Annotated in this window: 11 protein-coding genes and 1 pseudogene; 1 reads left to right on the forward strand and 11 read right to left on the reverse strand. The window is 71.0% G+C overall.

The annotated features are described in order from the left end of the window. The 11 genes and pseudogenes from ACFYM2_RS34620 to ACFYM2_RS34670 all read right to left on the reverse strand — a co-directional run. Positions 1–2,403: pseudogene (locus ACFYM2_RS34620) on the reverse strand (beta-ketoacyl synthase N-terminal-like domain-containing protein); the annotation flags it as partial. Beyond that, positions 2,399–3,922, reverse strand: a complete 1,524-nt coding sequence (locus ACFYM2_RS34625) for a methylaspartate mutase (RefSeq protein ID WP_388841846.1) — start codon at positions 3,920–3,922, stop codon at positions 2,399–2,401. The gene ACFYM2_RS34625 and the pseudogene ACFYM2_RS34620, both read right to left, overlap by 5 nt. Then, entirely contained in the window at positions 3,919–4,419 is a 501-nt protein-coding gene (locus ACFYM2_RS34630; RefSeq protein WP_350233981.1) for a methylaspartate mutase, read from the reverse strand. The genes ACFYM2_RS34625 and ACFYM2_RS34630 overlap by 4 nt, the downstream gene beginning before the upstream one ends. Further along, on the reverse strand, positions 4,416–5,708 hold the full coding sequence (locus ACFYM2_RS34635) for a type III PLP-dependent enzyme (protein ID WP_359008759.1): 1,293 nt from the start codon (positions 5,706–5,708) through the stop codon (positions 4,416–4,418). The genes ACFYM2_RS34630 and ACFYM2_RS34635 overlap by 4 nt, the downstream gene beginning before the upstream one ends. Further along, entirely contained in the window at positions 5,705–7,219 is a 1,515-nt protein-coding gene (locus tag ACFYM2_RS34640) for an AMP-binding protein (protein ID WP_359008773.1), read from the reverse strand. Before ACFYM2_RS34640 ends, ACFYM2_RS34635 begins: the two co-directional genes overlap by 4 nt. A gap of 49 nt (positions 7,220–7,268) precedes the next feature. Then, complete coding sequence (locus ACFYM2_RS34645; protein WP_388841851.1) at positions 7,269–8,948, reverse strand: AMP-binding protein; 1,680 nt, start codon at positions 8,946–8,948, stop codon at positions 7,269–7,271. A gap of 47 nt (positions 8,949–8,995) precedes the next feature. Continuing rightward, positions 8,996–9,247 (reverse strand): acyl carrier protein, encoded by a 252-nt coding sequence (locus ACFYM2_RS34650; RefSeq protein ID WP_359008763.1) that lies wholly within the window; start codon positions 9,245–9,247, stop codon positions 8,996–8,998. Positions 9,248–9,308: 61 nt separating this feature from the next. Further along, the gene (locus ACFYM2_RS34655; RefSeq protein ID WP_388841854.1) at positions 9,309–10,250 is read right to left on the reverse strand and encodes an ACP S-malonyltransferase; all 942 of its coding nucleotides are present in this window, start codon (positions 10,248–10,250) and stop codon (positions 9,309–9,311) included. A gap of 137 nt (positions 10,251–10,387) precedes the next feature. Further along, entirely contained in the window at positions 10,388–10,615 is a 228-nt protein-coding gene (locus tag ACFYM2_RS34660; RefSeq protein ID WP_359008767.1) for a ferredoxin, read from the reverse strand. After that, positions 10,609–11,817, reverse strand: a complete 1,209-nt coding sequence (locus ACFYM2_RS34665; RefSeq protein ID WP_350233987.1) for a cytochrome P450 — start codon at positions 11,815–11,817, stop codon at positions 10,609–10,611. The genes ACFYM2_RS34660 and ACFYM2_RS34665 overlap by 7 nt, the downstream gene beginning before the upstream one ends. Continuing rightward, a complete protein-coding gene (locus tag ACFYM2_RS34670; RefSeq protein WP_388841857.1) occupies positions 11,814–12,782 on the reverse strand; it encodes a proline iminopeptidase-family hydrolase in 969 nt (322 codons plus the stop codon). The genes ACFYM2_RS34665 and ACFYM2_RS34670 overlap by 4 nt, the downstream gene beginning before the upstream one ends. A 300-nt stretch (positions 12,783–13,082) precedes the next feature. Here ACFYM2_RS34670 and ACFYM2_RS34675 point away from each other — a divergent pair. Beyond that, a partial coding sequence (locus tag ACFYM2_RS34675) for a type I polyketide synthase (RefSeq protein ID WP_388841860.1) occupies positions 13,083–15,092 on the forward strand: 2,010 nt, incomplete at its 3' end.

Consider the following 15,092-nt stretch of genomic DNA (forward strand, 5'->3'; position numbering starts at 1 on the left):
GGCATGAGCCGCAGCAATCTCACCGATGGAGTGACCCGCCACCACATCCGGCCGCACACCCAACGACTCCGCCAGCCGGAACAACGCCGTCTCGATCGCGAACAGCGCGGGCTGCGCGTACGCCGTCTGGTCGAGCAGCGCCGCTTCCGCCGACCCCTCCGCCGCGAACAGCACATCCTTCAACGGGCGGTCGAGCTGGAGGTCGAGGTGGCCGCACGCCTCGTCGAGAGCGGCGGCGAATACCGGGAAGACGGCGGCGAGTTCGCGGCCCATGCCGATGCGCTGGGCGCCCTGCCCGGTGAACAGGAACGCAAGCCGGCCGGCAAGCGCGCGTCCCCGTACGATTCCCGGCCCGTCCTCGCGTCCGTCGGCCAACGCCCGTAGCCCCGCGACCAGTTCGTCGAGGTCCGCGCCCGAGACCACCGCGCGGTGGTCCAGCTGGGCCCGCGTAGTCGCCAGGGCCATCCTCACATCCACCGGGTCCGGAGCGTCGGCGCCCGTAAGGACGTCGAGCAGGCCCGAGGCCTGCGCGCTGAGCGCGTCGGGCGTGCGGCCGCTGATGATCAGGGGCAGCGCGGGGCCCGTGGTGTCCTGGCGCGCCGGGAACTCGTCCTCCTGCGGCGCCTCCTCAATGATCACGTGCGCGTTCGTGCCGCTGATGCCGAACGCGGAGATGCCGGCGCGGCGCGGTCTTCCGTCCTCGGTCTCCCACGGCATGGCATCGGTCAGCAGCTCGACCTCGCCCGCCGACCAGTCGACGTGGCGGCTCGGCGCGTCCACGTGCAGCGTCTTGGGCAGTACGCCGTGCCGCATCGCTAGGACCATCTTGATGACACTGGCCGCGCCGCCCGCGGCCTGCGTGTGACCCAGGTTGGACTTGGCCGAGCCCAGCCGCAACGGCCGCTCCGGTGAACGCTCCTGGCCATAGGTGGCCAGGATCGCCTGGGCCTCGATCGGGTCGCCGAGCTTGGTGCCCGTACCGTGCGCGTCGACCGCGTCCACGTCGGCGGGGCGCAGTCCGGCGTTGGCCAGGGCCTGGAGGATGAGCCGCTGCTGGGAGGGGCCGTTGGGGGCGGTGAGGCCGTTGCTGGCGCCGTCCTGGTTGACCGCGCTGCCGCGCAGGACCGCGAGCACCGGGTGGCCGTTGCGCCGTGCGTCCGAAAGCCGCTCGACCACGAACACGCCGACGCCCTCGGCGAAGCCGGTGCCGTCCGCCGCGTCCGCGAACGCCTTGCAGCGCCCGTCGGCGGCGAGCCCCCGCTGGCGGCTGAACGCCGTGAACATGCCGGGGCTGCCCATCACCGCGACGCCGCCGACCAGGGCCAGCGAGCACTCGCCGTTGCGCAGGGACTGGGCCGCCAGATGCAGGGAGACCAGCGAGCCGGAGCACGCCGTGTCCACCGTCACGGCGGGACCTTCGAGACCCAGGGTGTAGGAGACGCGGCCGGAGGCGACGCTGGGCGCGTTGCCGGTCATCAGATAGCCGTCAAGGCCCAGGGGCGCCTCATGGACGCGGGTGCCGTACTCGTGCACCTCGGCGCCGAAGAACACGCCGGTCCGACTGCCGCGCAGCGAGGCCGGGTTGATCCCGGCGCGCTCCAGCGCCTCCCAGGAGGTCTCCAGGATCAGACGCTGCTGGGGGTCCATCGCCAGCGCCTCACGCGGGCTGATCTTGAAGAAGTCGGCGTCGAACTCGGCCGCGCCCTCCAGGAACCCGCCCTTGTCGACGTAGGACTTGCCGGGGCTCTCCGGGTCCGGGTCGAACATGCCGGGGACGTCCCAGCCCCGGTCGGTGGGGAAGTCGGAGAGCACTTCGCGGCCCTCGGCCATCAACGCCCAGAACTCTTCGGGTGAGTTGACGCCGCCGGGGTAGTGGCAGCCGATGCCGATGATCGCGACGGGATCGTCGTCGTCCCCCGAGGTCTGCCGGACGGCCGCCGCGACGGGCTCGGGCGCCAGGCCCAGCGCCCTGGTGCGGACGAAGCGGCTCAGTTCCACGGGTGTGGGGTAGTCGTACACCGCCGTGATGGGCAGTTCGAGGCCGGTGGCCCCGGACAGCCTGCGGTGCAGGTCGACCGCCGCGAGTGAGTCGAAACCGAGCTCCAGGAACGGGCGCGCGGTGTCCACCACGTCCTTGGTGTCCGGGCGGGCCCGGCGCAGCGCGGCCACGGTCTGCTCATGCACGATGTCAAGGACGGCGCGTTCCTGCTCGGCCGCCGTCAGGCCGGTGAGCCGCGCCACCAGCAAGGACTGTGGCGCCTCGACATCGCTCCTCGGCCTGCCACCGGACTCGGAAAGAACGTTCTCAGACTCGGTCATGTCGGTGCACTCCAAAAAGAATTCCGCGGGCGAGGAAGAACAAGAGAGGGCCAAGGGAGACGGGCGGACCTGCGAGCGGTCAGGACAGCGGCCGGCTCCCGTACAGGAACGGCTGGTCATAGCTGCGCTGCACGTGCGAAAGCGCCTGGATCAGGTCGGACGAGGTGACGGGACGGGAACGGCGGCCGCCCACGAGGTGGGCGATGGGAAGCGACCCGGTGTCGGCCCAGCGCAGCCAGCCGTCGCCGTCGATGTAACTGCGGCTGCGACCGGCGTTGTCCGGGTGGAGGCAGTAGGGAATGTCGAGGTAGCCGCACTTGAACGCGAGCAGCAGGGCCTGGCCGAGGTCCGGGTGGCTGTTGAGTACCGCGTCGACGAGCGAGCGCGCTTCGGCGTACGTCTGCGAATCGCGGGCGTCCACACGCGGCGCCGGGTGCGCCGTGGACCCCGCGATCCGGCCGGGCGCCGTGCGCCGGGCCGCCCGCGCCACCCGGTCGGCGTGCTCCAGCGCGGCGACGTTCTCCTCGATGGTGGGGATGCGGCGGGATTCGGCGACGGTCTTGACGATCAGACGCTCCGAGCCGGTCGTGACGGCGAGTTCGGCGGCCTCCCCGAGCAGCCGGTAGCAGCCCTCGGGGGTCGTGGGGTACACGCCCATGTAGGCGTAGATGACCACGTGCCAGTCGGCGTCGGGCAGCAGCTCGGCGCACAGCCTGCGCAGCGCGCGCACCGCCTCGACGTCCTGGGCGCCGCTGGTCTGCTGGGCGTAGCTCACCGACACGTCGCCGATCCCGAGCCGGTGGAAGAACAGCGCCTCCAGGACGCTCACCGCGACCAGCATGCTCGGCGGGCACAGCTGGCCCAGCATGCAGCCGCCGAACGTCTCGATGTGGGGGCTCGCGCCCCATTCGACGAGCCGCGCGAACAGGGCGGTGCTGCGTTCCCAGTTGCGCATCGACTCGTCCAGCGGGGTACGCCCGTACGGCAGGCAGTAGGAGACGGGGCCGCCCTCGGTGGCGCTGAGCCCGGCCCGCATCAGGGCGGCGAAAATGTCGAAGGGGACGGCGGAGCCGTGCCGGACCTGCACGGGAAAGTCGTCGCCGTGCAGGCCCCGCAGCACCGCCCGGGTGGTCTCGACGTCGTAGCTGACGATGGGGAAGCCGTTGAGGCCGATGCCCTCGCTCAGCGCGGTGTCGATCGCCGCGAGGTCCCCGATACGGGTGTAACTGTCCAGGGTGAGCGTCCCGACCGTGGTGGCGTCGGCGCTCCGGGTGGCCAGCAGGCCCTCGCGCATGGCTCCGGGATCACCGAAGCCCATGCGGGGCTGCACGACGAGCCGTCCGGCCCGGTGCGCGCGGCGTACGAACGCGCCGAAGTCGCCGACCGGAGCTTCCGGTGCGGCGGTGGTGGGCGCGGCCGGTGCGGACACGTGCACGAGCCGGCCGCCCGCCGGGGCGCCGGCGCCCGCGCGGCCGGCCGCCAAAGCCTCGGCCGCCAAAGCCTCGGGCGCCAAAGCTTCGGGCGCGCCCGGGCCGGGCGCCGAGCCGGGCACGGGCCCATCGGCCATCCCGTGCCCCGGCGTCCCGGTGAGGCCGTCGCTCACGACAGCGCCCTCTGCGGTATGCCTTGGACGAAGTGCTTGAAGGAGGCGATTTCGCGGGCGTCGTCCTCGAAGACGCTGTTGAAGCCCGCGGCGACCAGTTCCGCCGCGTGGCCTCCGCCCTCGCCGCCCGTGATGCCGAGCTTGCCGCCGATCACTGCCGGCAGGTCCGCGAGCGCGCTTTCGCCGCGCACCTTCTTGATGACGCGCAGTCCGTCCTGGTGGCCGTGGCCGTTGACGCTGCTCAGAACGAGCATCGCGGGCGCGCGCTCCAGGCACTCCCGTACCAGCAGATCGTCGGGGACGCACGGGCCGAGATTCACCACGTCGTACCCCAGCTCCTCGATCAGGAGCTGGAGGAACACCAGGTTCCAGGTGTGCGAGTCGGAGGCCACCCCGCTGACCAGGACCGTTGGGCGGGGCCCTGTCGTGTCCAGGGCGACCGGGCGCGCGCCGTCCGCGTCGGCATGCTCCGTCAGCTCCCGCGCGGGTCCCGTCATGCCTGCCCTCCACCGGCCGTCGCCGAGCCGGCGCGCGGGGTTTCGGCGCTCAGCGGGGTCCTGCTGTGCTCGATGCGGGACGCGCAGACCACCTCGCCGCCGCGCACCAGCACCTCGGCGGGCGCGGGCCGGCCGAGGAACATCAAAAGGCTCGCGGTCGGGCCGTACGCCCCGGCGTTGGGGATGGTCAGGATGTCGCCGACGCGCAGGCCCGGCAGATCCACCTGCCGGCCGAGCACATCGCCCGGCGTGCACAGCGGCCCCACCAGACTGGCGCGAAGCCCCGTTCCTTCCGCGATCTGCGCCGCCTGCTCGGGCCCCTCGGGCTGGACGGCGACCGGCAGCAGGCGGCCGAGGCCCGACATCCCGCCGAAGGTGTTGATGCCGGCGTCCAGGATGACGAACGTACGGCCCCGGCTCTCCTTGATGTTGACCACCCGGGTCAGGAGGACCCCGCTGTCGCCCACCAGATAGCGGCCGGACTCGCACGCGAAGTGCGGGGAGCCCTGGCGCCAGTGCGGAAACAGCTCGTCCAGCGTGGTCTCAAGGCGCTCGCGCAGCTTCTCGTACACCGGGCGCTCACCGGGCACGGCGTACGGCGCGGCGAACCCGCCGCCGATGTCGATGAAACGCAGCGGCAGGCCGTGTTCCCGCTCAAGATCGGCCGCGACCGACAGGGTGTGCCGGAACTCGCCGACCAGGCTGTCCTCGTCCTTGGCGTTGCTGAGCGGGAAGAAGTGCGCCCCCGCGATCCGCGTGGAGGGCACCGCGCGCAGCCGGGGCAGCACCTCACCAAGGGTCTCGGCGTCGATGCCGAACTGCGAGGGCGTGCCGGTCATGCGGATGCTGGTGGTGGCGCTGGCCGACGCGCTGTTGATACGCAGCAGACAGTCGGCCACCACGCCGTGGAGGGCGGCGGCGGCGCCCACGTGCTCCAGGTCGCTCAGGGACTCCACGGAGAACAGCCGCACCCCCGCGCCGATGGCGTCGACCAGCTCACCGTCGGTCTTGCCCGGGCCTGTGTACAGGATCTGCGCGGGGTCGAACCCGGCCTCCACGGCGGCCGCCAGCTCGCCCAGCGAACTGATCTCCGCCCGGCACACCCGGCCGTCGCCTGCGCCCAGGGCGCGCAGCACCTCCGGGTGCGGGTTGGCCTTGACCGCGCTGAACAGGGTGAACGGCTCGGGCAGTGCGTCGAGCAGGTCCTTGCGCGCCGCGGTGACCCGGTCCAGGTCGTACACGTACAGCGGAGTGCCGTACCGCTCGGCCAGTTCGGTGTAGCGCGTCACTGGTCGCTCCCGTCGAGCAGCTCGGCGAGCTGCTTCTTCTCGTTCTTGCCGTGCAGGGTGAGGGGGAAGTCGCTGAGCACCCGACAAGTCGCGGGGACCTTCTGCTGTTCGAGCCGGCGCGACAGTTCGCGCAGGATCGCGTGCGGCGCCAGATCGGACTCGACGAACAGCGCCAGGTCGTGCCGCTCCGACGGCGGCAGCACCGCGGCCTGGCGCACGCCGGGGATGTCCATGGCGGCGGCCTCGATCTCGATGCTGCTCATCCGGATGCCCTTGCGCTTGAACATGTCGTCGCGCCGGCCCTGGAAGTACAGATAGCCGTCCTCGTCCAGGAAGCCGTAGTCACCCGTGTGCAGGCGCAGCTCACCGGTCGCCTCGTGGCGGCGGAAGGTACGGGCGCTCACCTCGGGGTTGCGCCAGTAGCCGGGCATCACGTGCGGGCCCGCCACGACGATCTCACCGGACTCACCGGTGGGCACGGGCTCGCCGTCCTCACCGAGGATGAGGACCCGCGTGCCGGGCAGCGGCAGACCGACGGAGTCGGGCCGCTCGCGGTCCTGGCCGGGCGGCATGATGGAGACGCGCTTGCACTCGGTCTGGCCGAACTGCCGCACCACACGCACCCCGGGGAAGGCCGCGCGCAGCGTCTCGATGGTCGGCTGGGGCAGCGCGGCGCCGGTGTTGGTGAACATCCGCACCCGGGGCGCGGGGTTGTCGGACCGCTGCGCCAGGGTGGCGATCATGGTGGCGAGCGAGGGCACGATCGGGACGACGGTCGCGCCGCAGTCCCGGATGGCGCTCAGCAGCCGCAGATCCGACTCGCCGTCGGCCAGCACGATCTCGCTGCGCCCCACCGCGCACATCAACACCTTGTACAGGCCGTAGTCCCAGGACATCGGGAAGCGGCAGAAGACCACGTCGTCCGCGCGGTAGCCCAGGACCTCCACCATGGAGCGGGTGGCGAACGTCATCTGCGCGTGCGGGCAGATGACCGCCTTGGGGGCGGCCGTGCTGCCCGAGGTGTAGACGAGGACCGCGGGCTGGTCGGGAGCCACGTCGACCAGGGCCTGCGGGCGCGGGCCGCGGTCGGCGGTCTTCTCCACCTCGCTCCACACGCCGCCGAACGCGTGCACGGGGGCGGTGGTCACGTCCCGCAGCGTCTCGTACTGCGACTCGGTGCTGATGACCAGCGCGGGCTCGGCGTTCTCCAGTACCGAACGCAGGTGGAAGGCCTTCATGTTCGGGTTGAGCGGCACGAAGACGACTCCGCGCCGGGACGCGCCGTAGAACAGCGCGACCAGCTCCCGGTTGGTGGGCAGTTGTACGACCAGCCGGTCGCCGGGGCCGATGTCCCGTGCCTCGAGCCAGTCGGCGAAGGCGCGGCTGTACTCGTCGAGGCGGGCATAACTCCACTGGCCCTCGGCGTCGCTGACCGCCGCCGACGAGGGCGTGGACGCCACGGCCTCGTCCAGCAGGGTGTGGACAAGACTGCCATGACTGTGGCCGGGCACGGTGTCCCCGTGTGCCGCGCCGGAAGAGCTGTCCAACGCTGTTCTCCTGTCAGGTCGTCGGCGTGCTGGTGGTGCGGGCCGGGTGGGCCGGCGCGTCATGCGTACGGGTCCCAGGGGCGGGCGCCGTCGCCAGCCGTTCCTCGGCGCGGGCCCGCAGCGCCCCGCGGTCGGTCTTGCGGTTGGAGTTGAGGGGGAATTCGTCGAGCCGCCAGTAGTGCCTGGGCGTCATGCCCTGCGGCAGGACCTCCCGCAGCTGCCGGGCGAAGGTGGCGGCCGGCACGTCGCGGCCGGTGTAGAAGACGGCCAGTTCGGTGCCCGAGGGGCCGGCCACGTCCAGGGTCACGGCTTCAGTGACGCCTTCGCAGCCGCGCAGCGCGTGGTCGATCTCGGGGAGCTCCACGCGCCAGCCGGCGATCTGCACCTGGGAGTCGAGCCGCCCCAGGTACGCCAGTTCACCGTCCGGGCCGACGCCGTCGCCGATGCGCCGCACCCGGTCGCCGGTGCGGTACCAGGTGCGGCCCTCGTGTTCGAGGAAGCGCCCGGCGTCGTCGGCGCGGTCCAGGTAGCCGCGCGTCATCTGCGGCCCGGACACGCACAACTCGCCCTCGGTGGCGGCGACTTCACCGTTCGAGCCGAGCAGCAGATGATCGTGGCCGCCGTTGACCCGGCCGATCGGCACCACGCCGTTGACCGCGATCCTCGCCGAACGCTCCGGCTCCCAGCGGTGTGCGGCGATCGTGATGGTCAGCTCGGTCGGGCCGTACAGGTTCTCCAGCGTCGAGTGCGGCGCGGCCGCCTGCCAGTCGGCGGCGTCCTGGCAGGTCAGCGCCTCACCGGCGAAGAAGCTCCAGCGAAGTCCGGGCAGCGCGCCGGGAGCCAGACCGCCGAGCCTGCGCACCAGCGGAATCGCGCTCGGCGTGGAGAACCACACCGTCATCCGGTTCTCCGCCAGGAACGCGGGCATCGCGCGGTACGCACCGGGCGGCGCCCACAGCGCGGTCGCACCCGCGCCCCAGGCACAGAACAGGTCGAACATCGCACAGTCGAAGTTGAGGTCGAAGGTCTGCGAGAAGACGTCGTGCGGTGTGAAGTCGTAGCGCTCGTCCTGGAGCCCGAAGTAGTGCGCGGCGCTCCCGTGGCTGATGGGCACGCCCTTGGGGCGGCCCGTGGAACCGGAAGTGAACAGCACATACGCCGCGTCGGCCGCACGGACCGCCCGCGGCGCGCTGAGGGCGCCGGCCGCATCCGGCACGATCCGTTCGACACCGGGGTGCGTGCCAAAGCCCGACGCCGGCGCCAGCACGGGCAGCGTCCCCTCCGGCCCCGCCGCCTCGAAGGGCAGCTCGCCGTCCGGGCCGGGCGCCATCAGCTCCGGCAGTTGCGCCCACCCCGCGCCGTCGGCGATGACGGCCCCCACCTGTGCGGCCCGCACCATGCGCCGGGTGCGCGCCGTGGGGAAGCCGGGTTGCAGCGGCACGACGGTGGCACCCGCGTACAGCGCGGCGAGGATGCCGACGTACGCGTCGATGCCCTTGGCCGCGAGCACCGCCACGGTGCCGGGCGGTTTGCGCGCCGCGCGCAGCAGCGCGCCCGCCCACACCAGCGCCCGCTCGTGTGCCTGCTCATAGGTGATCGAGCCGTCCCCGACCCGGACCGCGTCATTGCGCGGCGCCAGGTCGAGCCCGCGCAGAAAACGCCCGTGCAGCGCCGCTTCGACGGCTGCGTCCACTGCTCCTCCTTCGATGCTCACCGCTGCGGGTCCCGGACGCCGCGGACTCAGGCGGCCTGCTCCTGGACGAGGCCGGACAGGACCTTCCACAGCACGCCGGGGGTCTGGAACGTCTCCTGGCCCAGGGCGTCGTCCTGGAAGCGCACGTCGTACGTCTGCTCAAGGGCCGCCAGCAGCTCGACGATGCCGAGCGAGTCGAGACCCAGGTCACGCAGGTTGGTGTCCTCGGCGAGCGCTTCGTCGGCGCCGAGGAACGGCAGGAACCCGCGCAGCAGGTCCTCGAACGTCTGGTCCCACATGGTGAATCGCCTTTCGTAGCAGGTGAGTTGAGAAGAAGTGCGGGGGAGGGGCCGGCGGGCGTCAGGTGCGGGCGGGCCTGGGAAGCAGGGCGGTCCGCGGCGTGACCGGCACGACCTCGAAGTTGGCCGTGGTGCGCCGCACCCGGCCGAAGAGACTGTCCTGACCGGCCACGCACACGGTGGTGACACCGGCGCCGAGCAGCGCGTCCACGACCGCGGGCCAGCGCATCGGGCGCACACAGCTGTCCAGGAGCATGGTGCGCACCCCCTCGCCGGTGGTGATCAGCGCGCCGTCCTGGTCCGCGACGACGGGGAGCCGGGGGTCGGCGAACTCCAGCGGGCCGAAGACCTCCTCCTCGGCGCGCTCGCGCAGCCCCGCGAACGCCGAGCAGTGCATGGGCGGCCGCATCGAGTACAGCGACATGCCGCCGAGCGACCGCAGCCGGGGCTTGAGCCAGTCCAGGTTGTGCTCGCGCAGGGTGAGCATGTGGAAGTCGTCGTCGATGTAGCAGGAGATCTCATATGTCTCGCCGCGCTCGTCCAGCTCGGCCAGTACCTCGCGCAGCTTGTCCTCGGGCACCCGGACGAAGGAGTGGGTGACCAGATCCTTGAACTCCGCGCTGAAGTAGTCCTCCAGCAGACGCGCGAACCCGGCGGTTGCACGGACGGCGTCGGCGAAGTCCAGGGCGCCACTGAACGCGGCGGCCGGCTTCTCACCGAAACTCGGCCCCGTGCACAGATCGGCCTCGACCCCCAACGTGTGCCCGGCCCACTCCGCCAGGGCCAGCGAGTTGACCATGAAGGCGACCTGGGCGTACTCGCTGTAGTCGCCCTCGGTCGTGCGGTAGCGCTCAAGCAGCGAGTACCCCAGCACCCGGTCGGCGGTGGCGATGAGCTTGCGGGCGAAGGGGTTGATGACCATGAACTTGCCGACATCCGCGAAGGGAGTGGGCCCCATGCCGGGGAAGATCATCGCGGTGCCGGTACGGGAAGCGGCGGTCATGTGCACGGTCCCTTCGAGACGTACAGCCGTGAAGACATGAAGACATACGGGCGGGCGTGGGCAGGGATGGTGCGGCGGGAGGGACGGACCGGCGCCGGTACCCGCGCGGGTCCGCGCGGGTACCGGCAGGACCGGTCCTACTCCTCGGGAGCGAGCAGCGCGCCGGTGGCGGACTCGCGTACCGTGATCGCGGACACCGGGCAGGTCTCCGCCGCGTCGAGCGCCGCCTCGTCCGGATCGGTCGTCGCCGTCCGGGGGAAGGACTTGCCCGACCTCAACTCGAAGTGGTCCGGCGCGTAGTTGGCGCACACCGAGGCGCCGATGCAGGCCGTCTGGTCGACGGCGATGGTCCAGCTGGTCACCACGTCACTCGCAGCTGCTTGGGACCGCGCACCAGCATGCCCTGCTTCCACACGACGCTGGTGTCCTCGGACTCGGCGAAGTCGAGTGAGGGGAAGCGCGCGATGAGCGTGCTCAGCACCGTCTGGAGTTCCATCCGGGCCAGCTGGGCGCCGAGACAGTGGTGCGGACCGTGACCGAAGCCGATGTGCGGGTTGTTCTCGCGGGTCACATCCAGCCGGTCGGGGTCCGTGAAGTACTCGGGGTCGCGGTTGGCCGAGGCAACCGAACCGAGCACCGGCTCACCCGCCTTCACCGTGATGTCGCCGAACTGTATGTCCTCCAGGGCGTACCGGGCGAACATCGCGGAGTAGTTGAGCGGGATCCAGCGCACCAGCTCCTCGACCGCCCTCGGCACCAACTCCGGGTTCGCGCACAGCAGTTCCCACTGGTCGCGGTGGCTGAGCAGAGCGTAGAGGAAGTTGGGGATCTGCGAGGCGGTGGTCTCGGTCCCGGTGATGAGCAGGCCACCGGTCACATGCATGACCAGCTCCTCCTCGCTCAGCCGGTCGCCGTCCTCGTCGCGCGTCTTGACCAGCGCGCCGAGCAGGTCCTCGGTGGGATTGCGCCGGCGCTCGGCGACCAGTTCACCGATGTAGGCGAACAGCTCCTTGGCGTTGCGCTCCATCTCCTCCCACGGCAGCGCGGTGGTGGAGACCATCGCCTCCGACCAGACGCGCAGCTTGGGCCGGTCCGCCTCGGGCACGCCCAGCATCTCGGAGATGACCGTCACCGGTACGGGGATGGCGAAGTTCTCCACCATCTCGAAGGGCCCGCCGCGCGCCACCATCGTGTCCGCGAGACCGTCCACGATCCGCTGGGTGTCCGCGCGCATCATCTCCACACGACGACCCGTGAACGCCTTGGCGACCAGCTTGCGCAGCCGGGCGTGGTCCGGCGCGTCCATGCCGACCAGGCCGTCGTCCAGGTGCTCACCGGGGTGGGTGCGCGGCTGGTCACGCGTCCTCGCCATCGCCCGGCTGAAGCGGGGATCGGCCAGGACGGTGCGTACGTCCTGGTAGCGCGTGGCCAGCCAGGCGGGCTCGCCGATCGGGAACTGCACACGGCTCAGCGGTTCCTCCGCACGCAGCTTGGCGTACATCGGGTCGAGTGTGAGCCGGTCCGGTTCGCTGAACGGATATGCGCGAACCTCCTGAACAGTGGTCACCCGCGCGCCCCTTCCTGCAAGTCATTGAGTTCTTGGATGGTGCCGAGCTTTTTGAGCTCGTCGAGAAAACCGACCAGAACCGAGGTGAATCGCTCGGGTTCTTCGATGTGCGGCATGTGGCTCGAATCCTCGAAGATTTCCCAGCGGACGTTCGGAATGCGGTCGAAATAAGGTTGTACGGTGGCCGGCGTCGCCTCGTCGTAACGCCCGCTGATCAACAACGTCGGCACCTCGATGCGGGGCAGCAGATCCTCCACCGACCAGTCGCGGAGAGAGCCGATGACGTGGAATTCATTGGGCCCGTTCATCGCGTGATAAACGGTCGGATCGTCATTGATCTCCATGAAGGTGGCCAGATACTCCTTGGGCCACGGCAGCACACGGCAGACATGCCGGTCGTAGAAGACCCGCATCGCCGCGAAGTACTCGTCGGTGTCCGTGGTGCCCGCCGCCTCGTGGCGCAGCAGCGTCGCCTGCACCTCGGGCGGCAGCTGCTCCCTGAGCACCTTCATCTCCTGGAGCCACAGGGGCATCGACGCCGGCGAATTGGCGATGACGAGGCCGCGCAGCCCGGCCGGCCGGTCGGCGGCGTGGGCCGCCGACAGCATCCCGCCCCAGGACTGGCCGAACAGCACATAGTTGTCGGCCACCCCGAGATGCCGGAGCAGGTTGTCGAGCTCGTCCCGGAAGAGCTGGACGGTCCAGAAGTCCACCGGGCTGTCCGGCAGCCGCGTGGAGCCGCCGTTGCCCAGCTGGTCGTAGTGGACGACGGGCCAGCCGGCCTCCGCCAGGGCCGTCATGCCCAGCAGGTAGTCGTGTGTGCTGCCCGGGCCGCCGTGCAGGACGACGACGGGCGGAAGCCCGCAGCGCAGATCGCCGGTGACGCGGTACCAGGTCTTGTACGCGCCGAAAGGGGCGGACCCTTTGCTGGTCGGTGTGGTCGGTGTGGTCGGTGTCGCGGGCATCTCCCACCCCAGGTCAATGTTTCGCAGCCTTCAACGCGGTGAACGCTATAGCAGCGGAGTAGTCCGCCAGACCCCTAGGGGCCCCTACGAGCCCTTAGGCCGATGCGTTCTTTGCTCACCCCTGGATACAGTGGTGGGGCAAGTGAACAAAAATCGTTTCCCTGCCCCTTCGATATCTATGTAGGGGTCCTTCCGGGTGCCGCTAGTAGGGGTGGCTAGGGGGGGTGATGGGTGGTAGGCCGACAAGGGGCGCCCGTAGCGTTCGGATGGACAATCCGAACGGGTTCAGGGGGTTCTTGGGTGGAAAGCGAGAAGAAGCTTCTCGACTACCTCAAGCGAGCGACGGCCGACCTTCGGGAGGCACGCCGCCAGTTGCGCGAAGCCGAGCGCAGGGAACACGAGCCCATCGCGATCGTCGGCATGAGCTGCCGCTATCCCGGCGGTGTCACCTCCCCCGAGGAGCTGTGGCAGCTGCTGGCGGCCGGCCGGGACGGAATCTCCGGATTCCCCACCGGACGCGGCTGGGACATCGACGCGCTGTACGACCCCGATCCCGACAAGCCCGGCACGACATATGCCCGCGAGGGCGGATTCCTGCACGACGCGGCCGACTTCGACGCGGGCTTCTTCGGCATCGGCCCGCGTGAGGCCCTGGCGATGGACCCCCAGCAGCGGCTTCTCCTCGAAGTGTCCTGGGAGGCGCTGGAGCGCGCCGGGCTGGACCCGCACGCGCTGCGCGGCAGCCGCACCGGCGTCTTCGCCGGAGTGATGTACCACGACTACGCCTCGCGCCTGTCCAGCGTTCCGGACGAGGTGGACGGGTACATCGGCAACGGCAACTCGGGCAGCGTCGTCTCGGGACGCGTCTCCTACGCCCTGGGCCTCGAAGGCCCCGCCGTCACGGTCGACACCGCCTGCTCGTCCTCGCTGGTCGCCCTGCACTGGGCCATCCAGGCGCTGCGGGGCGGCGAGTGCTCACTCGCGCTGGCCGGCGGCGTCACCGTCATGTCCACACCCGACACCTTCACCGAGTTCAGCCGGCAGCGCGGCCTGGCGGGCGACGGCCGGTGCAAGCCGTTCGCCGACGCCGCCGACGGTACCGGCTGGGGCGAGGGGGTCGGCGTCCTGCTGCTGGAACGCCTCTCCGACGCCCAGCGCAACGGGCATCGCGTCCTCGCGGTCGTACGCGGCTCCGCCGTGAACCAGGACGGCGCGAGCAGCAGTCTGACGGCGCCGAACGGTCCGTCGCAGCAGCGCGTGATCCTTCAGGCCCTCGCCAACGCCGGCCTGCGCCCGACCGACGTCGACGCGGTGGAGGCGCACGGCACGGGTACGCGGCTCGGCGACCCCATCGAGGCGCAGGCTCTGCTCGCCACCTACGGCCAGAACCGCGTGGACAACAACCCGCTGTGGCTGGGTTCGGTGAAGTCCAACCTCGGCCACACCCAGGCAGCCGCAGGCGTCGCAGGGATCATCAAGATGGTCATGGCGATGCGCCACGGCGTCCTGCCCAGGACCCTGCATGTGGACGCGCCGTCATCGAAGGTGGACTGGACTGCGGGCCGGGTGGAACTGCTCACCGAGGCGGTGGACTGGCCGAACGACGAACCCCGTCGTGCGGGTGTGTCGTCGTTCGGGATCAGCGGCACGAACGCCCACGTCATCCTGGAGGAGGCCCCGGACCCGCCCGCTGAACCCGAAGGTGCGTCCTCCGATGTGCCCCGGCGGGACACGGCGGTGCTGGCACTGCCGCTCAGCGCCCGCACAGGCACGGCCCTCGGCGCGCAGGCCGCGAGTCTGGTGGGCCTGCTGGAAGGTGCCGATGCTCCGGACCCCGCAGACGTCGGGGTGGCACTGGCCACGACCCGGGCCCAGCTGGAGCACCGCGCGGTGGTCGTGGGCTCGGATCGCAATGAACTCCTGGCTGGCTTGCGGGCGTTGGCGTCGAGCGAGACAGCCCCGAGCGTCGTACGGGGTGTCCGGGCTGAGGGGCGGCTGGCGTTCCTCTTCACCGGGCAGGGCGCGCAGCGGATCGGCATGGGGTGTGAACTGGCCGCCGCTTTCCCGGTGTTCGCGGCGGCGTTGGATGAGGTGTGCGGGTACCTGGACCCGCTCCTGGAACGGCCTTTGAAGGATGTGCTGTTCGCGGAGGAGGGGTCGGCGGAGGCAGCGCTGCTCGACCAGACGGTGTACGCGCAGCCCGCGCTGTTCGCGGTCGAGACGGCGTTGTTCCGGCTGGCGGAGTCGTTGGGTGTGCGGCCGGATGTGGTGGCGGGTCACTCCATCGGTGAGATTGCTGCGGCTCATGCC

Source organism: Streptomyces sp. NPDC006711 (assembly GCF_042869775.1).
Taxonomy (GTDB): Bacteria; Actinomycetota; Actinomycetes; order Streptomycetales; family Streptomycetaceae; genus Streptomyces.